General features: G+C 47.0%; 24 protein-coding genes and 1 pseudogene. 4 read left to right on the forward strand and 21 right to left on the reverse strand.

Translation table 11 applies throughout. The annotated features are described in order from the left end of the window. Positions 1 to 26: 26 nt before the first annotated feature. The 4 genes from AD710_RS06210 to spoIIR form a co-directional block, all read right to left on the reverse strand. Positions 27 to 584, reverse strand: a complete 558-nt coding sequence (locus AD710_RS06210) for a manganese efflux pump MntP (protein ID WP_016937635.1) — start codon at positions 582 to 584, stop codon at positions 27 to 29. A 69-nt stretch (positions 585 to 653) separates the two neighbouring features. After that, positions 654 to 1,694 (reverse strand): L-threonylcarbamoyladenylate synthase, encoded by a 1,041-nt coding sequence (locus tag AD710_RS06215; protein WP_047475864.1) that lies wholly within the window; start codon positions 1,692 to 1,694, stop codon positions 654 to 656. A 156-nt stretch (positions 1,695 to 1,850) separates the two neighbouring features. Further along, positions 1,851 to 2,294 (reverse strand): GNAT family N-acetyltransferase, encoded by a 444-nt coding sequence (locus AD710_RS06220; protein ID WP_029575296.1) that lies wholly within the window; start codon positions 2,292 to 2,294, stop codon positions 1,851 to 1,853. Positions 2,295 to 2,366: 72 nt separating this feature from the next. After that, the gene (gene spoIIR, locus AD710_RS06225) at positions 2,367 to 3,047 is read right to left on the reverse strand and encodes a stage II sporulation protein R (protein WP_049627573.1); all 681 of its coding nucleotides are present in this window, start codon (positions 3,045 to 3,047) and stop codon (positions 2,367 to 2,369) included. A 160-nt stretch (positions 3,048 to 3,207) separates the two neighbouring features. Here spoIIR and AD710_RS06230 point away from each other — a divergent pair, with 160 nt between their 5' ends. Next, entirely contained in the window at positions 3,208 to 3,582 is a 375-nt protein-coding gene (locus AD710_RS06230; protein WP_049627574.1) for a UPF0715 family protein, read from the forward strand. Here AD710_RS06230 and AD710_RS06235 read toward each other — a convergent pair. The 3 genes from AD710_RS06235 to prfA all read right to left on the reverse strand — a co-directional run bounded on the left by AD710_RS06235 (position 3,569) and on the right by prfA (position 5,850). Beyond that, positions 3,569 to 3,847, reverse strand: a complete 279-nt coding sequence (locus tag AD710_RS06235) for a DUF5316 family protein (RefSeq protein ID WP_049628775.1) — start codon at positions 3,845 to 3,847, stop codon at positions 3,569 to 3,571. The genes AD710_RS06230 and AD710_RS06235 overlap by 14 nt on opposite strands. Positions 3,848 to 3,917: 70 nt before the next feature. Further along, on the reverse strand, positions 3,918 to 4,778 hold the full coding sequence (prmC, locus tag AD710_RS06240) for a peptide chain release factor N(5)-glutamine methyltransferase (RefSeq protein ID WP_049627575.1): 861 nt from the start codon (positions 4,776 to 4,778) through the stop codon (positions 3,918 to 3,920). Between the two features lies 1 nt (position 4,779). Next, the gene (gene prfA, locus AD710_RS06245; RefSeq protein ID WP_029575294.1) at positions 4,780 to 5,850 is read right to left on the reverse strand and encodes a peptide chain release factor 1; all 1,071 of its coding nucleotides are present in this window, start codon (positions 5,848 to 5,850) and stop codon (positions 4,780 to 4,782) included. Between the two features lie 111 nt (positions 5,851 to 5,961). Here prfA and gloA2 point away from each other — a divergent pair, with 111 nt between their 5' ends. Further along, positions 5,962 to 6,345 (forward strand): SMU1112c/YaeR family gloxylase I-like metalloprotein, encoded by a 384-nt coding sequence (gloA2, locus tag AD710_RS06250; protein ID WP_045926575.1) that lies wholly within the window; start codon positions 5,962 to 5,964, stop codon positions 6,343 to 6,345. A gap of 111 nt (positions 6,346 to 6,456) precedes the next feature. Continuing rightward, positions 6,457 to 7,020 (forward strand): chromosome-anchoring protein RacA, encoded by a 564-nt coding sequence (racA, locus tag AD710_RS06255; RefSeq protein WP_049627576.1) that lies wholly within the window; start codon positions 6,457 to 6,459, stop codon positions 7,018 to 7,020. Between the two features lie 33 nt (positions 7,021 to 7,053). On the opposite strand, the gene AD710_RS06260 is transcribed toward racA, so the two are convergent. From AD710_RS06260 to spo0F, 11 genes and pseudogenes are all read right to left on the reverse strand, one after another. After that, positions 7,054 to 8,010 carry an AEC family transporter gene (locus AD710_RS06260; RefSeq protein ID WP_049627577.1) on the reverse strand — a complete coding sequence of 319 codons (957 nt, stop codon included), beginning with the start codon at positions 8,008 to 8,010 and terminating at the stop codon, positions 7,054 to 7,056. A gap of 85 nt (positions 8,011 to 8,095) precedes the next feature. After that, positions 8,096 to 9,793: an oxaloacetate-decarboxylating malate dehydrogenase gene (gene malS, locus AD710_RS06265; RefSeq protein ID WP_016937624.1), complete on the reverse strand. Its 1,698-nt coding sequence runs from the start codon at positions 9,791 to 9,793 to the stop codon at positions 8,096 to 8,098. Between the two features lie 276 nt (positions 9,794 to 10,069). Further along, positions 10,070 to 10,660 (reverse strand): thymidine kinase, encoded by a 591-nt coding sequence (locus AD710_RS06270; protein WP_047475873.1) that lies wholly within the window; start codon positions 10,658 to 10,660, stop codon positions 10,070 to 10,072. A gap of 83 nt (positions 10,661 to 10,743) precedes the next feature. Next, the gene (gene rpmE, locus AD710_RS06275) at positions 10,744 to 10,944 is read right to left on the reverse strand and encodes a 50S ribosomal protein L31 (protein ID WP_003151132.1); all 201 of its coding nucleotides are present in this window, start codon (positions 10,942 to 10,944) and stop codon (positions 10,744 to 10,746) included. A gap of 122 nt (positions 10,945 to 11,066) precedes the next feature. Continuing rightward, the gene (gene rho, locus AD710_RS06280) at positions 11,067 to 12,353 is read right to left on the reverse strand and encodes a transcription termination factor Rho (protein WP_003151107.1); all 1,287 of its coding nucleotides are present in this window, start codon (positions 12,351 to 12,353) and stop codon (positions 11,067 to 11,069) included. Between the two features lie 66 nt (positions 12,354 to 12,419). Then, positions 12,420 to 12,559: pseudogene (locus AD710_RS19975) on the reverse strand (hypothetical protein); the annotation flags it as partial. Between the two features lie 203 nt (positions 12,560 to 12,762). Continuing rightward, positions 12,763 to 13,728, reverse strand: a complete 966-nt coding sequence (glpX, locus tag AD710_RS06285) for a class II fructose-bisphosphatase (RefSeq protein ID WP_049627578.1) — start codon at positions 13,726 to 13,728, stop codon at positions 12,763 to 12,765. A 33-nt stretch (positions 13,729 to 13,761) separates the two neighbouring features. Next, on the reverse strand, positions 13,762 to 15,051 hold the full coding sequence (locus tag AD710_RS06290) for a UDP-N-acetylglucosamine 1-carboxyvinyltransferase (protein ID WP_016937620.1): 1,290 nt from the start codon (positions 15,049 to 15,051) through the stop codon (positions 13,762 to 13,764). A gap of 292 nt (positions 15,052 to 15,343) precedes the next feature. Beyond that, complete coding sequence (gene fsa / locus AD710_RS06295; protein WP_016937619.1) at positions 15,344 to 15,982, reverse strand: fructose-6-phosphate aldolase; 639 nt, start codon at positions 15,980 to 15,982, stop codon at positions 15,344 to 15,346. A gap of 118 nt (positions 15,983 to 16,100) precedes the next feature. After that, a complete protein-coding gene (locus AD710_RS06300) occupies positions 16,101 to 16,958 on the reverse strand; it encodes a class II fructose-bisphosphate aldolase (RefSeq protein WP_016937618.1) in 858 nt (285 codons plus the stop codon). A gap of 176 nt (positions 16,959 to 17,134) precedes the next feature. Continuing rightward, on the reverse strand, positions 17,135 to 17,509 hold the full coding sequence (spo0F, locus tag AD710_RS06305; RefSeq protein ID WP_095241197.1) for a sporulation initiation phosphotransferase Spo0F: 375 nt from the start codon (positions 17,507 to 17,509) through the stop codon (positions 17,135 to 17,137). 164 nt (positions 17,510 to 17,673) lie between these two features. On the opposite strand from spo0F, the gene AD710_RS06310 reads away from it, so the two are divergent. Continuing rightward, positions 17,674 to 18,195: a DUF2529 domain-containing protein gene (locus AD710_RS06310; RefSeq protein ID WP_045926576.1), complete on the forward strand. Its 522-nt coding sequence runs from the start codon at positions 17,674 to 17,676 to the stop codon at positions 18,193 to 18,195. Positions 18,196 to 18,242: 47 nt separating this feature from the next. Here AD710_RS06310 and pyrG read toward each other — a convergent pair whose 3' ends face one another. The 3 genes from pyrG to AD710_RS06325 all read right to left on the reverse strand — a co-directional run bounded on the left by pyrG (position 18,243) and on the right by AD710_RS06325 (position 22,957). Beyond that, the gene (pyrG, locus tag AD710_RS06315) at positions 18,243 to 19,850 is read right to left on the reverse strand and encodes a glutamine hydrolyzing CTP synthase (RefSeq protein WP_016937615.1); all 1,608 of its coding nucleotides are present in this window, start codon (positions 19,848 to 19,850) and stop codon (positions 18,243 to 18,245) included. A gap of 240 nt (positions 19,851 to 20,090) precedes the next feature. Continuing rightward, positions 20,091 to 20,621 carry a DNA-directed RNA polymerase subunit delta gene (gene rpoE, locus AD710_RS06320; RefSeq protein WP_049627579.1) on the reverse strand — a complete coding sequence of 177 codons (531 nt, stop codon included), beginning with the start codon at positions 20,619 to 20,621 and terminating at the stop codon, positions 20,091 to 20,093. Between the two features lie 227 nt (positions 20,622 to 20,848). Further along, a complete protein-coding gene (locus AD710_RS06325; RefSeq protein ID WP_049627580.1) occupies positions 20,849 to 22,957 on the reverse strand; it encodes a (Fe-S)-binding protein in 2,109 nt (702 codons plus the stop codon). Between the last annotated feature and the right edge of the window lie 57 nt (positions 22,958 to 23,014).

Raw genomic sequence — 23,014 nt, forward strand, 5'->3', positions numbered from 1 at the left:
CATCTTCGTTTCTTTTTTACTCAGCCCTATATCGGTAAAAGCAGTTTCAGCCCGAATCCGATCAAAATGGCTCCGCCGAGGGCTTCGCTGTAGGAGCCGAGCCATGATTGCACCTTTCTTCCGGCCAAGAGCCCCGCCCATGTTAAAACGGTGCTGAAGATTCCGAACAGCGCAACGGCCAGCATCGGGTTGGAGCCGTTCATCCCGAGGCTGAGCCCGACAGAAAAACTGTCAAGACTGACACCGACCGCGAATAAGAACAGTCCCGAGCCTGCCGGAGATATGAGCGGCCCGTCCGATTGTTTAAACGAAGCGATGATCATTTGCACTCCTAAAATGAAAAGAAGAGACCCGCCGATGTAAACGGCAAGCATCCCCAGAAAACCGGACAGCAGATGCCCGGCCGCCATTCCTGCCAGCGGCATGATGACATGAAACAGCCCGATGACAATTCCTATATGAAAGATTTGTTTTTTCTTCAGCTGAATCATTCCCATTCCGAGCCCGACGGAAAAAGCATCCGTCCCCAAAGCAAATGCCATGATGCTTAAGGAGACAAGCTCCCCGATGAATAGATTCGACATGAAATAAAAAACCCCCTTGGACGTGCCCGCTTGTTTAGCTTATGCATGTCCGATAAGGGGTAGAACAAGTTAATGGATAACGGTGCCGCCCGCAGCCTTCATCAGCCTGTTCATAATGGCGAGTCCCACTCCGGTGTCCGGAAAGGATTCAGAAATAATCATATCCACTTTTGCATCATCAAAGCTGCGGAGCGCATCGTACAAGGCGGACGCCACTGTTTCAAGGTCGGCGCGCCGGCCGCATACCTTAATAAAATCAGCCTCGTACCTATCGGCATTCTCCTCTGTTGTCAGAATGCCGATCCGTTTTCCCCGGCTTTTATATTCGTCAGCCAGCTCTTGAATTCTCAGGGCGCCGCCGTCGGCAATAGCCATCGGCGCAGAAGGCGCATAGTGTGTATATTTCATACCGGGAGAAATAGGAACCTGATCTTCTTCGGTCAGCCCTTTATCCACAAGAACCGGACCGGCTGCGGATTCAATCTGTTCTTTTGTCACGCCGCCCGGACGAAGCAGCACGGGCTGTTTCCCCGTACAGGACAGAACGGTTGATTCCACTCCGATCCCGGTCGCTCCGCCGTCCACAATGCCGGCAATGCGGCCGTTTAAATCATGAGCCACATGCTCGGCCTTTGTCGGGCTCGGTTTTCCTGATAAATTGGCGCTCGGCGCTGCGATCGGCAGTCCGGCCGAACTGATGAGGGCTAACGCCACCGGATGATCAGGCATTCTGACCGCTACCGTCTCAAGTCCCGCGGTGACACGGGGGGACAGCACGCCGGGCTTACACGGCAAGACCAGAGTCAGCGCGCCCGGCCAAAAAAGCGTCATGAGCTTTTTCGCCGTTTCAGGAATATGGCTGATAAAACGATCAAGCTGGCTGATGTCAGATATATGCACAATCAGCGGATTATCGCTCGGCCTTCCTTTCGCCTCATAAATTTTCGTTACGGCTTCCGTATTTTCAGCGTTAGCGCCCAGTCCGTAAACGGTTTCTGTCGGAAAAGCCACAACTTCATTCTGCCGGAGCAATTCCGCGGCTTGTGTAATCTGGGGATCGGTTGTGGATAATTTTGCGGAAGAATCCACAAACCATCTTCTTGTTTTCATGTATAACCAAACTCCTTATTTTAAAGCGGTAAAACTTTATTTTCTCTCATGTATTCCTTTTGAAAGTATAAAAGATGTCCTTTAATAAAACAAGTGTTATCCACAAACTGTGGACAACACTTTTCGATAAGTGGATAACTTTGTGCATAAGTGAGGTTATGCAGAGGTTTTCACCATCAAAAACGAACCTTCTGTGCATAACGAATTGCGGAAATGCTCGGACGTATACAGTTCATCAGGCACATCGGCGCATTCTTCAAATCCCATCACACTCAGAAATTCAGCAGATGAGGGCTGATTGGCGACTAAGTAGACATCTTGAATTTCATGTTTTTTGCACAGCACATCCATACTTTGAAACAGCGTAACGATATGGCTTTGGTTCAGCCTGTCCGACATAACGAGTGAACGGAGAAGCCCTTTTCCGCCGCTGAATTTTTCGATCCCGAGACAGGCGGCAATCTCTTTCTCACTGTCCTCCAGCATGATAAACCGGCTGATCTGCTGATCGATTTCCGCATGTGCCGTATCAGCCTTTTTCAAAAAGGCCTCCAGCGCCTCCGTATCTTGATCTCTTGCCACTCTCAGCTGATAAAACATATATTTCCCCTCCGTTTCGATCAACTCTTTCTTCCAATCTATGAATCGAATCCGGATTTATGCCTTTTTGCTTCAGGAAAACAGATCTGAAATCCAATCGACGAGGAAAAACTTCACTTCTGTATCATCGTCATCTTTATTTTCTTTCTTCGCTTTATCAGCTTTCGCTTTGACGTCATCCATCACTTTTTCTGTCTGTTTTTTCGTTTCTTCCTGCTTCTGTCCGCCGTCTTCCTGATCTTTCACCGCTTCACCGTTTGAAAAATCAAGGAAGCATAGCGGCGGAAACAAGACGCACCACCAGTTGGCGCCCTCGCCATTGCCGAGGGTAATTAAAATCGCTTCATATTTTCCGGCCGGATAGACCATATTGCCGTAAAGCTTTGTCGGAAACGAAATTTTATTGAATTCAACTGAAACGGATTGATGCGCACCTTTTTCTTTCATTGTTTGTTTGGCGATGTCTTTAATTTCAGGAAGCTTTGAACGGATGAGCCGCCGCGCTTCTTCAATAGAAGTGATATCTTTCACCCAGCCTGTGATTTCCTTGTTTACAGCATCTCTGATCTGGCGCTTGAGCGTTTGATCCTCATCGTTATCACTGTTGGCTAAGATCCGAAGCCGTATCGCTTCATCCGGTATGACAACGGGCTCATTGGCTGACGCCCGCGCTGTTTCTTCTTTCGTCAAGCCCGCAAGCGCTCCTGATAATAAAAGAAAAATATATATGCAGATCATCATTGTCTGTTTCATCGGTCCCCACCGTTCCTCTCCGTGCTTTTTTATCTAGTCTCATTATGGACATGACCGAAAAGGTTTAAACCGGCGGGAAGAAAAAAATCTAGCAAGCTGATAATCTGCATTGACAGACTCAGAATATGGTACGATATTATTTCGATAGGAGGGTTTTCAGATGAAATATAATTACACCGTGCTTCTGTCGGCGGCATGTATGTCTGTCATTTATTCTATTTTGTATGTTCATCAATTTATTATCGCGGCTTTCATTTCGATGGCATTTTATTTTTTGTTTCCCTATTTGATTTTTGCGCTGCCGCTTCAATACTTTTTGAATAAAAAGCCGAAGAGATTCCATCCGCTTTATTTCCTTTATTATTTAGGAACGTCATTTGTCGCAAACGGGATCATCTTCGGTCTGTTGCAGCCGTCAGGCCAATCTCTGTTTTCTAATTCGGCCTTTTATATTTTTGCGGTTTTAACAGCCGCCATCTATTGGGTGTGGGATTCCGTATTGCTGCAAAGACAAAGTCCGGCTACAGAAGCGTAATCAGCAGACAGACGGCTGAAGGCAGAGCGGCGCAAAAGAAAACGGCTGCCATCTTTAAACGGGCGTGCCGGCCTTCTTTTGTTTCAGAATGATAATTGGCCCGCTGCTCTGCTCCGCTTACGGCCAACCCGGAAACGATGATCGCTGTGATGATAAGAATGGCCGTAACGGCACCGAAAATGCCGTCAAAGCCAAACGGCAGAACAAACCCCGCCGCATAAGCTGCGGCGGCCAGTATACATCCGAAAGCAAATGCTTTTTTCAAGGCGGATACCCCTTTCATTTTCTTTCCATTGTAACAAAAGCCTGCCGTGTGCGTCACCGGCAGGCTTTTTTCATGATGTGATGACCGCGGATACGGTTCTGTCTTTTCCATTGATGTCCTTTATGACTTCCACTTCCGCATTCGGAAAGGAATGACGGAACAGGTCTTTCACGGCTTTTCCCTGATTATATCCGATTTCAAAGACGACAAGCGCTTTATCTTTCATGACAAGAGGCAGCTCCTCCATAAACCGCTTGTAGAATTTTAAACCGTCTCCGCCGTCCGTAAGAGCATGAAGCGGCTCATGAAAACGGACGATATCGGATAACTCCGCCATCTCTTCTTCAGAAATATACGGCGGGTTGGACACAATAATATCCGCTTTTATTCCTGATGAAATAAAAGGAGTCAACAGATCTCCCTGCAAAAAGCGGACGTCCGCTCCGAGGTTTTGCGCATTTCTTTCCGCCACCTGAAGCGCTTCTTTTGAAATGTCCGAAGCCGATACTGAAAAATGTCCGCATTCAAGTGCAAGCGTCACTGCAATGGCTCCGCTCCCCGTTCCGATATCAATTACATTCAGGCGTTCTCCCTCAGAAAACACCCGCTTCTGTCTGTCCAGCAGATGAAAGACGACTTCTTCCGTTTCCGGACGCGGAATGAGAACATCGTCATTCACAAAGAATTCCCTGCCGTAAAACTGTTCTTTCCCGATAATATATTGAATCGGAACACCTTCTTTATGCATTTCCACATGCCGCATGAAACGGTATAGCTCATCCTCGCCGACAGGCTCCTGCAGACTTGCGAGAAGCTTGCTCCGATCCATTTCGGTATCATTTAACAGCAGCAGCTCGGCCGCGTTTTTTTCTCTTCCCGCTTCGGTTAAATAAGAAGAAGCCCAGCTTAGGGCTTCAAAAACGGTCTTCATCTTAATTTTCCGCCTGCTGGAGCTTGCTTGACTGGTCTTCTACGATTAACGCTTCAACCACTTCATCAAGCTTTCCTTCAAGGATTTGGTCCAGCTTTTGAATCGTCAGTCCGATGCGGTGATCCGTCACACGGTTTTGCGGGAAATTGTATGTGCGGATACGTTCAGAACGGTCGCCTGAACCGACGGCTGATTTGCGTGTCTGATCATATTCAGCCTGGGCTTCCTGCTGGAATTTGTCATAGATTCTGGCGCGGAGCACCTTCATCGCTTTTTCTTTGTTTTTAATCTGAGATTTTTCATCCTGACAGGATACGACGACACCCGTCGGCAAATGCGTCAGGCGCACGGCCGACATTGTCGTGTTTACGCTCTGTCCGCCCGGTCCGCTTGATGCGAATGTATCGACGCGGATATCCTTTTCATGGATGTCCACTTCTACTTCTTCCGCTTCCGGAAGACACGCCACCGTCGCTGTAGACGTATGAATGCGGCCGCCTGATTCCGTTTCCGGCACACGCTGCACGCGGTGCGCCCCATTCTCATACTTCAGCTTGGAGTACGCGCCTTTTCCCGTAATCATAAAGATGATTTCCTTGTAACCGCCCGTTCCGGTCACGTTTGCTTCCATGACTTCGGTCTTCCAGCCTTGGATTTCGGCATAACGGGAGTACATTCTGTAGAGATTTCCCGCAAACAGCGCGGCTTCTTCTCCGCCCGCTGCGCCGCGGATCTCCATGATTACGTTTTTGTCATCGTTCGGGTCTTTCGGGATGAGGAGCACTTTCAAACGCTCTGATAAGGTTTCGGTCTCTCCCTGCAGCTCAGAGATTTCTTCCTTCACCATTTCTCTCATATCGGCATCAAGCTTATCCTCAAGCATTGCTTTCGCATCGGCAAGCTGTTCTGATGCGTCTCTGTATTGTCTATAGACTTCAACAGTTTCCTGTATATCAGATTGCTCTTTCGAATATTCTCTAAGCTTTTTCGGATCGTTGACCACTTCCGGATCACTTAAAAGCTCATTTAATTTTTCGTATCGTTGTTCAATTGACTGTAAACGGTCTAACACGGTCTTCACCTCTGTTTTCCTGTGCGTAACATTCTCATTATAGTATAGGGCTTATCACCAGTCAAAAGCAATCGGCCTCTGCTATACTGAAACAAAAAAGGAGGAGCGGATATGCTGAAATCCATCCACCATATAGCAATCATATGCTCTGATTATGAAAAGTCGAAAGCTTTTTACACGGAAACGCTCGGTTTCGGCATTATAAAAGAAACCTATCGAAAGGAGCGCGGGTCTTATAAACTCGATCTGGCGCTGGACGGCACATATGTGATTGAATTGTTTTCCTTTCCCGATCCGCCCGAGCGGCCGACCCGTCCTGAAGCAGCAGGTCTCCGGCACCTCGCCTTCACTGTTAACGATCTTGAAGCGGCTGTCAGGGAGTTAAAGGAAAAGGGCATCGACACAGAACCGGTCAGAACCGATCCGCTGACAGGGAAACGCTTTACCTTTTTCTTCGATCCCGACAAGCTTCCGCTAGAATTGTATGAAGCGTAACGTTTTTTGAAGAAATATTGCTTTCTTTGGCGAATTCCTTCTTGTTTTGTCTAACATGAAGGGAACGCCGCATCATGGTCGAATACCTAGCTGAAAAGGAGGTATGTGATCATGAATACAAACATGGCCGCGAAAGAACTCGGTGTCTCCGCAAAAACGGTGCAAAGGTGGGTCAAGCAGCTGAATCTTCCGGCTGAACGGAATGAGCTCGGGCATTATTCCTTTACGCCTGAGGATCTTGATGTGCTGAAATCGGTCAAACGGCAAATTTCTGAAGGCACTGCTCTGCTGGACGTGCAAGTGCCCCGGCAGCCGAAAAAACGGACGGGCTTTATTTTGCAGCGGCCGAAAAACAGCGGCGGCGCCGAACAAAGGTTGGCAGAGCTGGAACGCAAACTGGATATTCTCATGAAAGAGAAACAGGACGGGGACCAACTGCTATCAAGAATAGCTGAGCTGGAACGCCAGCTGAAACAAAAGGCGGATGAAGGTGTGTCTTATCAGCTTCTACAGCACAGACGGGAAATCGACGACCTCAATGCCGAATTGCAGACATTGGCCTCCCGCATCCAGGAACTTGCCCAGACAGCTCCCCTCTCAGAAACAGCCGCTTCTTCAGAACATAAGAAACCCAGAAAAAAAACGAGATTTTCGCCTTTTAAATTTCAATTCTAATTAAAAAAGCTCCCTGAAGCAGGGAGCTTTTCATTATGCAGTCAGCGCAATGATGATCGGCAGTGAGATTAGAGATAAAATCGCACTGATCACGAACGCAGACGCAGTTTCTTCCTCTTGTTTTTCGAAACGTGTGGCAATCATCGCCGCTACCGCAGATCCAGGGAATGCAACAAGCAATACCGCTTTTGTGATCTGGTCAGCCGGAAGTCCGACTGCAAGAGCGATCAAGTACATCAGTGCAGGCTGAACGGCAACTTTTAACAAAGCGATACCGAAAGCCGGCACACTGAGCTTGATGTTGCGGATACCGACAGTTACACCGACGGCGAAGAGCGCAACACCTGATGTTGTGCTTCCGAGCTGCTCAAGCATTTTATCGCCGAGCTCAGGAAGACTTACACCGAACAGCACAAGGATGATACTGATGAGCGGTGCAGCCGCAAGCGGTTCGGAAAGACCGTGAAGAATAGACTTACCAGTCATTTTCCAGAAATTCTCATTTTCACTGTCTTGCTTCTTAGATGACTCACCGACAGTAGCGATAATGATCGCAATCGGATCAAGCATAGCGTTAACCACGATACCCGTTACGGCAATAGGAATCGCTACTTCGTTTGCGCCGAATAAGCTTCCGAGTACAGGAATACCCATAAATGCAAATGTCGGCTGTGCTGAGTTTAAAGAAAATACAGATGAGTTCGTTAAATCATACTTAAAGATGAATTTACAAACCAGCAGAATGACGATATAGAATCCGACGATCCCGATGATCAAAGCGATCATTAAAGGAATCTGTGTTAAAAACGCACTTCTTGAAGTGGTTAAAATACTGGCGATAAAATGCGCCGGAAGCGCGTACTTCGTAACTAAGGTGCTTACCCCTTTTGCTGACTTCGCGTCATAACTTCCGAAGCGACCTGCGAACCAACCCAGCACGATCACGAAAAAGATCGGTGCCAGGAGGATTAAAATATCTAAGAAGCTCAAAATATTCTCCTCCAAATCCTTAATGTCCGTATACTTTAGCCTTTATATAAAAGCTTTCCCTCGGACTGTAAAATTAATCGTAAAATTATTTAGCTACAACTTGTTTGTATTGCGGTTTCCACATTGCATCAAGAACGGCTTGTTCTACATTTTCAGGAATGCGGTTTGCCACGCCTTCTTTAATTGCAGTTTCTGCTACGGCGATCGCAACTTTAATTGAAACTTCTTGTAAGTCGCTCATGCTCGGCAGAAGGCCTGCACCCGGTGTTTCAAAATCAACGCTTTCTGCGATTGCGTCAGCAGTTGCCGCAAACATTGCAGGAGTAATCACTTTCGCTTCTACAACGATTGAACCGAGGCCAAGTCCAGGGAACGCGAATGCGTTGTTAGATTGTCCGATTTCATGAGAAACGCCATTGTACTCAACATTGTCAAACGGGCTTCCTGTTGCCACAAGAACTTTACCGTCAGTCCATTTGAAAAGATCGCTAGGAACGGCTTCAGCAAGCGGTGTCGGGTTAGACATCGGCATGATGACCGGACGCTCAACATGTTTTGCCATTTCTTTTACGATTTCTTCACTGAATGCGCCGCTTTGGCCTGAAGTACCGATTAAGATCGTCGGTTTTGCTTGACGGATCACTTCAATGAAAGGAATTTGTCCATTTTCATCGCGTTTCCAATCTTTAATTTCTTCAGCTGTGCGCAGGTACGGCTCTTGGAAATCAAGAATGTTTTCCATACCTTCAACTAACAGGCCTCTGTAGTCCATTGTGTAGAATGCTTTGTTAGCTTCTTCTTCAGAAAGACCTGCAAGCACCATAGTGTCGCGGATTTGGTCAGCGATTCCGATTCCGGCAGATCCCGCACCGAAGACAACCACACGCTGATCTTTAATAGAAGCACCTGTTTTCTTCATCGCTGCAAGCACACCTGCAAGCGTAATCGCACCAGTACCTTGAATATCATCGTTGAAAGTAAGAATTTCATGATTGTATTTCTTCATGATATTGCGCGCGTTTTTGTTTCCAAGGTCTTCCCAGTGAAGAAGAGCTTTAGGGAAATATTTAAGCGCAGCTTTTACATAAGCGTCAATGAAAGCTTCGTAACGTTCGCCTTGGATACGTTCATGGCGGTTACCGATGTATAAAGGATCGTTCAGAAGTTTTTCATTGTTCGTACCGACGTCAAGAACGACAGGAATAACACGGCTTGGGTCAATACCGGCAGCGGCTGTGTATACAGCTAATTTACCGATGGCGATGTTAATTCCGCCTACACCCCAGTCACCGATTCCGAGGATGCTTTCTGAGTCTGTCGCAACGATCAGATCAATATCGCCTGCAGTGGCATGAAGGTTTTCAAATGCTTCTTCAATGCCTTCCACATTGTCGATAGAAAGGTAAATCCCTTGAGGTCTTCTGTACTCATGGCTGTATTCTTGAATCGCTTCACCGACAGTCGGTGTGTAAACAACCGGCAGCATTTCGCGAAGATGGTTTTGAAGCAATTTAAAGAAAAGAACTTCGTTACGGTTTTGCAAATCATTCAAATACACGTTTTGGCGAAGGCGGTCCGGCTGAGCCTGAAACTGCTCGTATGCGCGTTTAGCCTGCTCATCAAGAGACAGAATTGTCGGAGGAAGCAGCCCGTCTAATCCAAGGCTTTTTCTTTCCTCTGCTGAAAACGCAACGCCTTTATTTAAAGTAGGGATAGATAGAACTTCTTTTCCTCTTAAAGTAGTTTCTAAGTTGCCTTCCTTCGTTACTTTAATATTATTCAAGAAAATCTCCTTCTTTCTTCAAATAGTTAACAAAGTTAAGTAATTACCCAATTTGGCTAATGTGATCGCGATCTGCTATATCTTTTTTTGACAATTATTCGAACAATGTCTCATAACTATTTACATTACTTAGTCATTTTATGCCTGTAAAAATGAAAATTCAAGAGATGAAAATTACTTAATTTTTTCATACTCTTTTTTAAGTTATTTAACTACAATATTTGAAAAAACGTCAAAAAAACACCGGATCTTTTACCGATGTTTTCATGAAAAGGGTTATTTATCAGTCTGTTTATTCGGCACTTCGTGATGGTGTCTGCATCTCGCTTCGTATGACTCTGATGCGCCGACTAAAATGATCGGGTCATCATAGGAAGCGGGCTTCCCGTCAATTAAACGCTGCGTACGGCTTGCCGGCGACCCGCAGACAGAGCATACCGCCTGCAGCTTCGTTACCGATTCGGCAACCGCCATCAGATTCGGCACAACGCCGAACGGCTCTCCGCGGAAATCCATATCAAGTCCGGCCGCGATGACACGATAGCCTTTATCGGCAAGCCGGGATAAGTCGTCAATGATCGATTCGCCGAAAAACTGCACTTCATCTACCGCGATGACGTCCGTGCTTTCACTGATATGATCCCATATTTCAGCCGAAGACGAGATGACGTGGCTTGTCATGGATGTGCCGTTGTGGGAAACGACGGCTTCCTCACTGTAGCGATTATCAATGGCAGGTTTGAATACCTTAACCTCCTGCTTCGCATATGTCGCTCTTTTCACTCTGCGGATCAGCTCTTCTGATTTCCCAGAGAACATGCTGCCGCATATCAGCTCAAGCCATCCGCTTTGCTTCATTATGTACATAGGCTATCCGCTCCCCTTTTTTCCTGTTTATAGACATAAAAAACAGGCAAGAAGCAATTCTTGCCTGCCTGTAAAATCTATTATTACTTAAGACCGTATTTTTTGTTAAAGCGATCAACACGACCATCAGCAGAAGCGAATTTTTGACGTCCAGTGTAGAATGGGTGGCATTCAGAGCAAATCTCAACGCGTACCTCTTCTTTTACTGAGCCTGTTTCAAATTCATTTCCGCAAGCGCATTTAACTGTTGCTTTTTTGAAATTAGGATGAATTCCTGCTTTCATTGTATCCATCTCCTTCCGCCCTGAATCCCATGTGGAAACAGAGTTATTATTCCGGAGCGAATCCGGAACGCATATGAGAGAATTATATCAGTCATTTACTGCATTTGCAAATACATTTTTTATCAGCGGCGGGCTGATGATGACAGGTTCGCCTGCTTCCATTCTTGGTTGATCAGATCGAAGAATTCCTGATTCGTTTTCGTTTTTTTCATTTTTCTCATAAACTTCTCTGCGAAGTCCGGAGAATCAGACATCGACTTGCGGATCGCCCATAAACGGTCAAGATGCTCTTTCGGCACGAGCAGCTCTTCCTTCCGTGTGCCGGAGCGGCGGATATCGATCGCCGGGAAAATCCGTCTTTCCGCAAGAGAACGGTCAAGGTGGAGCTCCATGTTGCCCGTTCCTTTAAATTCTTCATAGATGACGTCATCCATCCGGGAGCCCGTGTCTACGAGTGCCGTCGCTAAAATGGTCAGGCTGCCGCCCTCTTCAATGTTTCTCGCGGCACCGAAAAAGCGCTTCGGACGATGGAATGCAGCCGGGTCAATACCGCCGGAAAGCGTACGTCCGCTTGGCGGGATAACGAGGTTGTAAGCGCGTGCCAGGCGGGTAATGCTGTCCATCAGGATGATAACGTCTTTTTTGTGTTCAACGAGTCGCATCGCCCGTTCAAGCACAAGCTCCGCTACCTTAATGTGATTTTCCGGCACTTCATCAAACGTGGAGCTGACGACATCGCCCGCTACGGAACGTTCAATATCCGTTACTTCTTCCGGTCTTTCATCAATTAAGAGCACGATTAATTCAGCGTCAGGCTGATTTGTCGTAATGCTGTTAGCGATTTCTTTTAACAGCATGGTTTTACCGGCTTTCGGCGGCGCCACGATCAGACCGCGCTGGCCGAAACCGACAGGAGCCATCATATCGAGAATCCGTGTTGAGAGATAATTCGGTTTCGTCTCAAGCACCATTTGGCGGTCGGGATAAAGCGGTGTCAGCGCAGGAAAATGAACGCGCTCCTTCGCGGATTCCGGATCATCGCCATTTACCGCTTCAACGTGCAAAAGTCCGTAATAGCGTTCGTTCTCTTTCGGCGGGCGCACCTTGCCGGAAACTTTGTCACCGTTTCTTAAATCAAAGCGGCGGATCTGGGAAGCAGAAATGTAGATGTCTTCTGAGCTTGGCGAGTAATTAATCGGTCTGAGGAAGCCGAACCCTTCCGATTGGATGATTTCGAGCACGCCTTCCATAAACAGAAGATCCTCCTGCTCGGCGTTGGCTTTCAGTATGGCAAAGATTAATTCTTTTTTGGTCAGTTTGCTGTAATAGGAGATTTTATAATGTCTTGCCAGTTCGTACAGTTCTTTTAATTTCATATTTTCCAAAGAGGAAATAGATACGTCTTTCATAAAAAACACCACGCTTTTCATAGTCAATGTATTGCTGTTTTCATTCAAATCGGCTGCTTTGCATGATTCCGCCAAAGCACATTCTTTTATAAAACATTCAGGAACTTCTATCGGTAACACTTCCACCCATGATCGGCGCTTTTTTTAAAAAGGATTGTCTTAATGAGTTTTGAAGGAAGCGAGGACAAAAACTTGAGAAGATCAATATTTATATCGTCTGTATGCGGTAGAATTTGAAAATTTCCCAGTACTCAAAAGAAGGAATGACACAGAAAAATCGCAGCACTCTTTATTTTTACCTCATTTTAAAAAATTATTCAACTTAAATAATGCTTTGACATATAAATGATAGGGTTGACTCTTTTTTGCAAAAGAAAAGCGGGACGGAAAGTCCCGCTTTTTTCTCTATTTATGGCCGGATCACAAGATTTGGTTTTTTCTTCAGGCTGTGTCTTCCGTCAACGAATCGGACTGTTCCTGATTTCGCCCGGATAACCAGACTTTCGGTCGTGCCGACTGTGCCTTTGAACTGAACGCCTTTCAAAAGCTCTCCGTCCGTTACGCCCGTTGCCGCAAAAATGGCGTCGTCCCCCCTCACAAGGTCCTCCATCCGGAGCACTTTGGAGACATCGAGGCCCATCCGCTCACAGCGGGCTTGCTCTTCCGCACTTTGCGGCAGAAGTCTGCCGATGATTTCACCGCCGAGCGCTTTTAACGCAACGGCAGACAGCACGCCTTCAGGTGCCCCTCCTGAGCCGAAGAGAATGTCTACGCCCGTATGGTCAAAGGCCGTATTGATGGCGCCCGCGACATCACCGTCGTTGATCAGTTTGATTCTGGCGCCGGCCTCACGCAATTCAGAGATGATTCTTTCATGTCTGTCGCGATATAAAATGGTTGCCACGACATCTTCAATGTCTTTGTTTTTCGCTTTCGCAACAGCTTTTAAGTTATCAATGACAGGAGCTTCGATATCGATGCAGCCTACCGCTTCAGGTCCGACCGCGATTTTTTCCATATACATATCAGGAGCGTTCAGCAGTGTTCCATGGTCAGCGACCGCGATCACCGTCAGCGCATTCCAGCCACCGCTGGCTAAGATGTTTGTGCCTTCAAGAGGATCGACGGCGACATCGACGCGGGGGCCGTAGCCGTTTCCGAGCTTTTCGCCGATGTAAAGCATCGGCGCTTCGTCCATCTCGCCCTCCCCGATAACGACCGTGCCTTTCATCGGCACCGTGTCAAACACGTCACGCATGGCGCTTGTCGCCGCATCATCGGCTTCATCCTTTTTCCCGCGGCCCATCCATCTGGCAGATGCTAAAGCCGCCGCTTCAGTAACCCGAACCAATTCCATTGATAAGCTTCTTTCCATTTCAACACGATCTCCTCTCAAAAGTCCGCATTTCTATGAATTTTGGAGCTGTTCTATCTCTTCGTCCGTCAGCCTCTGCCGCCAGATTGTGGCGCCCAGGCCTTCGAGTTTTTTCTCAAGATTGCTGTAGCCGCGGTCCAAATGCTCAAGACCGGTAATTTCCGTTACGCCGTCGGCCATCAGCCCTGCTACGACCAGACAAGCGCCTGCACGCAGATCGCTCGCCTTTACTTTTGCGCCCTGCAGCTCGGCCGGACCGGTGATAATCGCCGACCTGCCTTCCACTTTCATGTTGGCCCCCATCCGTCTCAGCTCATCAATATGCTTAAATCTGGCCGAGTAGATGGTGTCAGTCACGACACTCGTGCCGCCCGCTCTCGTTAACAGAGAGGTCATCGGCTGCTGAAGGTCAGTCGGGAATCCCGGGTAAACAAGCGTTTTTACGTCGACCGGTTTTATCTGCTTCTGCCCGCCGAGCATAAGAAGCTGGTCGTCACTCGTCTCGATGTGAAAACCCATTTCCCTGAGCTTCGCCGTCAAAGACTCCAGGTGGGTCGGTATGACATTATCAATAATGACTTCTTTCCCCATCGCCGCGCCGGCGATCATAAAGGTGCCCGCCTCAATTCTGTCCGGTATGATGGTATGTCTGCACCCGTGCAGCTCTTTCACGCCGTCGATTCTGATCACATTGGTTCCCGCGCCTTTTATCTTTGCGCCCATGCTGGTGAGCAGTGTGGCAACATCAATAATCTCAGGTTCCTTGGCGGCGTTTTCTATCACGGTTTTTCCTTCAGCGAGCACAGCGGCAAGCATGATATTGATCGTCGCCCCGACGCTGACGACATCTAAATAAATCCGTGCGCCTCTCAGCCTTTCGGCGCGCAGATAAATCGCGCCTTGTTCATTGGTGACTTCAGCCCCAAGCGCCTCAAACCCTTTTATATGCTGGTCAATCGGCCGAGGCCCGAGATGGCACCCGCCCGGCAGTCCGATGACCGCCTGTTTGAAGCGGCCGAGCATCGCGCCCATTAAATAATAAGAAGCACGGAGTTTTTTCACTTTGCCGTTGGGAAGCGGCATGCTGATCATCGGTGAAGGGTCCACGACCATTTCTCCTTTTTCAAAATGGACGTTTCCGCCGATTTCTTTCAGCAGGTCACGCAGCGTTTCAATATCTGAGATCTCCGGAAGCCCTTCGATCGTTACTTCGGAATTTGCCAGAATGGTTGCGGGTATCAATGCGACGGCGCTGTTTTTCGCACCGCTGATATGTACGGTTCCGTTTAACGGATCGCCGCCGGCAATATTCAACTTTTCCATGATAGTCTCCTTCCATAAGAAGATAGCTGCGGAGCATAAATAAAATGGCATTTTATTCTGTCTCTGCAAATAAAGCTCTTGTCCAAAATGTAGCCAATTCGAAGAGAAAGAATACAAGGACATTATAAAATAACAGGAAGAAAATAGCGAAGCTTTACGGGGCATTTTTTACACAGGATGCACAGAGACCCGCCGGGTTCACATTCCGGGGAACTTTGATATGAAGGCCCGCCGTCAAACAGGAAATAGGGTGCGGCAAACGGATGCAACCGGTTTGCCGCCCATTACACCCTTATTTATTCCAGTCTGCCAAAAATTGCTCAATGCCTTTATCCGTTAACGGATGTTTTGTCAGCTGGTGAATGACTTTCAGCGGCATCGTACCGATATGTGCACCGCGCAAAGCCGCTTCAGTCACGTGCTGCGCATGACGGATGGAAGCTGCGATGATTTGTGTATCAATGTCATGAAGGTCAAAAATCTGTCTTACTTCTGAAATCAGGTCAAGGCCGTTATGGCCGATATCATCCAGGCGGCCTAAGAACGGAGATACATAAGTCGCTCCGGCTCTTGCGGCTAAAAGCGCCTGGTTGGCGCTGAAGATGAGCGTTACGTTTGTTTTTATGTTCAGGTCGCTCAGCGCTTTTACGGCTTTTAACCCTTCAGACGTCATCGGGATTTTCACCGTGATATTCGGCGCGATTTTCGCCAGTTCTTTACCTTCTTCAATCATTTCTTCAGCATTCAGGGAAATGACTTCTGCGCTTACTGATCCGCTCACGACTTCCGTAATTTCACGAAGTCTGTCATGGAAAGTCACGTCAGCTTCTTTTGCTACTAAACTAGGGTTTGTCGTCACTCCGGCAAGAACGCCAAGTTCGTAAGCTTCTTTAATCTCGTCAATGTTTGCTGTATCAATGAAAAATAACATAAGGAAAGCCTCCCCAGTAATAAGTTTTCAGAACTGTAAAACATGATTGCGCTTTCTAAAGGTAAGACATAAAACCGCCTGTCAATGCTGTCAGGCGGTTTATGGATGTTACACCGGATTAAGCTTGGTTTGAAGAACCGAACTCACGCATTTTACCGATAACCGTTTCTTTGATCGCTTCACGAGCAGGTCCAAGATATTTACGAGGATCGTATTCGTCCGGCTTAGCTGCCAATGTTTCGCGGACAGCTTTTGCAGAAGAAATTTGGTTTTCAGTGTTTACGTTGATTTTAGCCGTACCAAGTGAGATTGATTTTTTAATGTCGGCAGTCGGAATTCCTGTACCGCCGTGAAGTACTAACGGAAGGCCGGTTGATTTGCCGATGTCTTCCATTTCTTTGAAACCGAGGTTCGGTTCGCCTTTGTAAGGGCCGTGAACAGAACCTAATGCAGGTGCAAGGCAGTCGATGCCAGTGCGCTCTACAAGTTCTTGACACTCTTTAGGGTCAGCATAGATTACGCCTTCAGCGATAACGTCATCTTCCTGTCCGCCGACAGTTCCGAGCTCAGCTTCAACTGAAACGCCGTGGAAATGAGCAAGCTCAACCACTTTAGATGTAGTTGCTACGTTTTCCTCAAACGGATGGTGAGATGCGTCGATCATTACAGAAGTGAAGCCTGCATGAATCGCTTTCGCACAAGATTCAAAGCTTGAACCGTGGTCTAAGTGAATGGCAACAGGTACTGTCACTTTGTATTCTTCCATAAGAGCTTTAACCATGGCAACGACTGTTTTGAAGCCGCCCATGTAGCGTCCCGCGCCTTCTGAAACACCTAGAATAACCGGGGATTTTTCCTCTTCTGCTGCTTGTAAAATAGCTTGAGTGAACTCAAGGTTATTTAGGTTAAATTGTCCAACAGCATAACCTTTTTCTTTAGCTGTATTCAACATTTCCGTCATTGAAACTAAAGGCATGTCGAAAGTCCTCCTTATGTAGCCTGATTTGCTTCTTCTCGAAAAAAGCTTTCCACCCTATAGCATGACCATAAAAACCTGTCATATGTAAAACAACAGATCGCTTTTTCTCCATCTCTAGGATACCAACTTTTCGACAAATCGGCAACACAATGACATAATTGTTTCTAATTTTATTAATTCGATTTTAGAGGTAAATACTTTTTCACCGCGTCTCTGATCTCGTCAATGTCGAAAGGTTTTGCAAAATGAGTCAGCGCTCCGAGCTCTTTTGATTCCTTAATCATATCGAGTTCTCCGTAAGCGGTCATAATAATGACGCGGATGGAGCCGTCGATCATTTTCATGCGTTTGAGAATTTCGATTCCGTCCATGCCGGGGATTTTCATATCTAAAAGCACAAGATCCGGCCGTTCTTTCGTTACGATGTCCAGCGCCTGTATGCCGTTGGCGGCCTGAAACGTCTGGTACCCTTCTTTATGAAACACTTCATTGAGCAATATACGTATACCATATTGGTCATCTACGATTAAAATCTTTTCATTCATCATTTTACACCCCAATATTATCATTTTCGTCAAAAGGAAGCAGTTGTTAATGTATTCTGTTTGATTTTCACATTTCCTTTAATTATAATAGTCTACTTTCCGACATTTTCTGAGCATTTTCTCTTTTGTTGTATACTGTTCTTGTTAGTGTAAAGGAGGTTTCACTCATGTTAAAGATCTTTACGACGCAGCTTGCAGGCATTTTTTCCCGCATTCAGGATAAGGAATCCGAAGCAATAGAAGACGGCGCACGGCTGCTGGCTCAGGCTGCCGTCAGCGGCCATTCCATCTATTTATACGGCGCAAATGAGATGCAGGGCATTTTGTGCGAGGCGGAACTCGGCTCTGAACCGATGCCTTCGGTCAAGGCGTTTCCGGATACAGCTGATTCGATTACAGAAAGCGACAGGGTGCTGATGTTCTGTTCAGGCCCGGGTACGGCTGAAGAACAGGCGCTGGCAAAAAAACTTTATGAAAAAGGGATCGGCCTTGTGTGCGTGTCTCCCGTCATCAAGGATCAAACCGGGATTGAGGCATTTTGTGATGTTCATATTGACAGCAAATTAAAAATGCCGCTTCTGCCCGATGAAGACGGAACAAGATACGGCTTTCCTTCATTAATGACAGGCCTGTATGTCTATCACGCACTGTCCTTTACATTAAAGGAAATGGTGCAGGAATATAACTGATGAAGAAAAAAGACTTGCCGCTTTTAACGGAGGCAAGTCTTTTTTTATTACTTCTGTTCGGCAGCTTGTACGGAAGCGCCGATAAAGTCTTTGAATAAAGGCTGAGGTCTTGTCGGTCTTGATTTGAACTCAGGGTGGAATTGGCAAGCGACATACCAAGGATGGTCTTTCAGCTCGATAATTTCCACAAGGCGGCCGTCAGGGCTTGTGCCTGAGAACACAAAACCGTTCTCTTCCATTTGCTGTCTGTATTCATTATTGAATTCATAACGGTGGCGGTGGCGTTCGTATACCACTTCATCCGCATATGCTTCGAAAGCTTTCGTGTCTTCCTGAAGCTTACAAGGGTACAGACCGAGACGAAGCGTTCCTCCGAGATCCTCGACATCTTTTTGTTCAGGAAGAAGGTCAATGATCGGATAAGGAGTGGACGGATCGATCTCCGCAGAGTGAGCCCCTTCCAGACCTAATACGTTTCGCGCATATTCAATGGATGCAATCTGCATACCGAGGCAGATGCCGAAGAACGGAATTTTATTTTCACGCGCGTACTTGGCGGCGATGATTTTCCCTTCTACACCGCGGTCTCCGAAACCGCCGGGCACGATGATTCCGTCTGTGCCGTCAGTCAGCTCTTGAATATTGCTTTCTGTCACTTCTTCGGCGTTAATCCATTTGATCTTCACATCAGCGTCAAACGCATAGCCCGCGTGGCGCAGTGATTCAACGACTGAAATATAAGCGTCCTGAAGCTCGACGTATTTTCCGACGAGGCTGATTGTAATGGTTTTAGACAAGTTTTTCACTCTTGTGACAAGGTCTTTCCATTCCGTCATATCCGGATCTTTGCACTCTAATTTCATATGATCGCAGACAAGCTTATCGAGTCCCTGCTCCTGAAGGTTAAGCGGGATGGAGTAAAGGTTGTCCGCATCTTCACATTCAATAACGGCTTTCGTGTCAATATCGCAGAAGAGCGCGATTTTATCTTTCATATCTTGAGAAATCGGCATTTCTGTGCGCACGACGATGATATTAGGCTGAATGCCGAGGCTTCTCAGCTCTTTTACGCTGTGCTGCGTCGGTTTTGTTTTCAGCTCGCCCGCCGCTTTGATGTACGGAACAAGCGTACAGTGAATGTACATTACGTTTTCATGGCCGATGTCGCTTTTCATTTGACGGATGGCTTCAAGGAACGGAAGGGATTCGATATCTCCCACGGTTCCGCCGATCTCAGTAATGACTACATCTGCATTTGTTTCTTTGCCGGCGCGGTAAACGCGGTCTTTCAGTTCATTTGTGATATGCGGAATGACCTGAACCGTTCCCCCGAGGTAGTCCCCGCGGCGTTCTTTCTTCAATACAGCAGAGTAGATTTTACCGGTCGTCACGTTGCTGAATCTGTTCAGATTAATGTCAATGAAACGCTCGTAGTGCCCTAAGTCAAGGTCAGTCTCGGCGCCGTCATCGGTTACGAACACCTCACCGTGCTGGTACGGGCTCATCGTTCCCGGGTCAACGTTGATATAAGGGTCAAATTTTTGGATGGTGACGCTCATGCCTCTGTTTTTCAACAGGCGGCCCAGTGATGCTGCCACAATTCCTTTTCCGAGTGAAGATACAACTCCCCCGGTTACAAAAATATATTTCGTCATTTCGTTTGCTCCTCTCTTCGGTCTGCGCTACATTCTTTAAAATGTGCCGTTTTATAGAAAATCATTTCACTAAAAACAAATGATGTATAAAAGAATTTGGGAGATGAAAATAAGAAAGCTCCCTTTCAATTTCTTGAAAGGGAGCGTAGCACTCTTATGAATTCTCTTCTTTTTGAAGAGCCCAAAATACATACTACATAGTTCGACAATGAAAGTCAAGATCGTTTTGCTGCTATGAAATCAGCGTTTTTGATCCTCGTCTTCATCTTCATCATCTTCCTCATCTTCTTCAATCATATCCTCTTCGATCTCAAGATCGTCGTCATCTTCTTCATCGTCGATATCTTCGTCGTCAAAGCTGTCTGCTTCAAGATCAATATCTTCTTCCAATTCATCGAGATCGATGTCATCTTCATCAACTTCCTCGAATTCGTCAAGATCAAGATCTTCCTCAACGGCTTTTTTCGCTTTTTTCTTTTTCGCTTTTACAGTCGGCTGTGTTTCTTCGTCCAGCTGATCGTACGGATACCAGCTGCGAAGCCCCCAAGTCTGATCTGACAGAGCAATAAAGCGGCCGTCAATGTTGAGGTCGGTATAAAATTGGGCGATGCGGTCACCCAGTTCCTCTTTCGTAACACCGAGCAAGGAAGTAATTTCATTCAGCAGCTCCTGGAACGGAACCGGTTTTTTATGTTCTGAGAAAATTTCGTGAGCGATTTCAACTAAAGCCATCTGCTTCAGCTGTTCCTGAGAATATTGTTTGATACTCAAGGTCGGACACTCCCTTTCTATTACTTATATGTATCTGTTTCTATCCTATAATAAGAACGATTTTGTATTGTTTTGTTCATAAACCATACCTCTCATTATAAACAAATTAAAACAGAATATGCTACCCTTAACAGTGTAATTTAAGAAATTTTAGAGGCGTCCCTTCATAATTCGGCCGATGTGCGAAAACAAAGCCGCCGGCATATGCGCGGGCGGCCTGCTTCCCTCTATGAAGACTCTTGTTTTTCCGTACCGAATACAGACATGGCGAGCAATTCACTGACATCATAAGTGCCGATCGCGTCTTCGGCTTCTTTCGCTTTTGTACCGTCACCGAGCATGGTCAGGCAGTAAGGGCAGCCGGAGCTGATGACCGTCGGGCTGACAGAAAGCGCCTGCTCAGTCCGGGCCGTGTTGATTCTCACTCCCGTTTCTTCTTCCATCCACATGAGGCCTCCCCCGGCGCCGCAGCACATTCCATTTTCGCGGCTGCGCTCCATTTCCTTCAATTGAACGCCCGGGATGGCTTTTAAGATCGCTCTCGGCGGCTCATACACTTCATTGTATCTGCCTAAATAGCATGAGTCATGGAAGGTGATCGTTTCATTCACCGGATGAAGCGGTTTTAGTTTCCCCTGCGACACCAGCTCGGCTAATAATTCAGTATGATGATAGACTTCAGCCTGGAATCCGAAATCCGGATATTCATTTTTGAACATATTATAGGCGTGCGGGTCAATCGTGACGATTTTTTTGATCCCGTGTTTTTCAAATTCGCCGATGTTGTGTTCCGCCAGCTCTTGGAACAGAAACTCGTTGCCTAATCGGCGCGGCGTATCGCCTGAGTTTTTTTCTTTATTGCCGAGTATCGCAAAGGATACGCCCGCTTCATTGAGCAGTTTTGCAAATGAGACAGCGATCTTTTGGCTTCTGTTGTCATAAGAACCCATTGAACCGACCCAAAACAAATAATCAAACTCTTTCTCTTGTTTTTTCATTTCTTTCACTGTCGGAATCTCTGTATCCGTCTGCTCCCGCCAGTTTTCCCGCTCTTTCCGGTTTAAGCCCCACGGGTTTCCCTGTCTTTCAATGCTTGTCATGGCCCGCTGCGCATCGCTGTCCATCTTCCCTTCCGTAAGCACAAGATAGCGGCGCAGATCGATAATTTTATCAACGTGTTCATTCATGACCGGACATTGATCTTCACAGTTGCGGCATGTGGTGCACGCCCAGATTTCCTCTTCCGTAATGACCTCGCCGATTAAGCTCGGGTTGTAGTCAATGGCTGCCGCCGCTTCACGCGACCCTCCCCCTGAGGAAGCCGCCGCGAGCTGATTCGCCTTCGTATGCTGAAAAACGGGCGCGGGCACCCACGGAGATTTTGATGTCACGGCAGCGCCCTTTTCCGTCAGGTGGTCTCTCAGCTTTAAGATGAGATCCATCGGTGAAAGCATTTTGCCCGTACCGGAAGCAGGACACATATTTGTACAGCGGCCGCATTCGACGCAGGCATAAAGATCGACAAGCTGGGAGCGGCGGAAGTCTTCAATCTTTCCGACACCGTAGCTTTCTTTCGTTTCATCGGTGAAATCAATTTTTTCCAGTTTCCCTTTTGAATCCAGCCTGCTGAGGAACACATTCGCCGGACCCGCAATTAAGTGTGCATGCTTTGACTGCGGCACGTACACTAAAAAGCTGAGCAAAAACAACAGATGAAGCCACCATGAAACATAAAACACGGCGGCTGCGGCCGGTGCTGAAAGACCGCCGAGCACAAACGCAATGGAGGAAGCGATCGGCTCCGTCCAGGACAAAGAATGATCGTGCCATAAAAGGTTCATGGCGTTCCCGAGAAGCACCGTCACCATCAGTCCGCCGATGAACAGCAGGACAAGCCCCGCTTTAAACCCGCGTTTCAGTCTGACGAGTTTTTCAATGTAGCGCCGGTAAAACGCCCAAACCACGGCAATTAAAATAAGAAACGTGACGATTTCCTGAAAAAACGTAAACGCCGGATAAAGCGGGCCGAACGGCAAATGCCGGTCGGGAAGCAGCCCTTTCAGAATAAAATCAATTGCGCCGAACTGAACGAGTATAAACCCGTAAAAAAACAGAACGTGGATGATTCCGCTTTTTTTATCTTTCAGCAATTTTTTCTGTCCGAACACATTCACCCATATCATTTGCAGACGTTCTTTCAGGCGTTTATCAAATTCTTCCCTTTGGCCGAGCTTAATATAAGCGATCCTCGTTCTGATCAGGTAAACGAATAAATAAACGGCGTAAGCGGTTACAGCTAAGAACAGCAGCGCGTTTACCATGAGAAAAGCGTTCATCTTGTCTCCCCCTTTGTTCTGATTCCCCTCTGCATTGTCATATCTTTACTTTATCAT

The sequence above is a fragment of the Bacillus sp. JFL15 genome, assembly GCF_001184225.1.
Classification (GTDB): domain Bacteria; phylum Bacillota; class Bacilli; order Bacillales; family Bacillaceae; genus Bacillus; species Bacillus siamensis.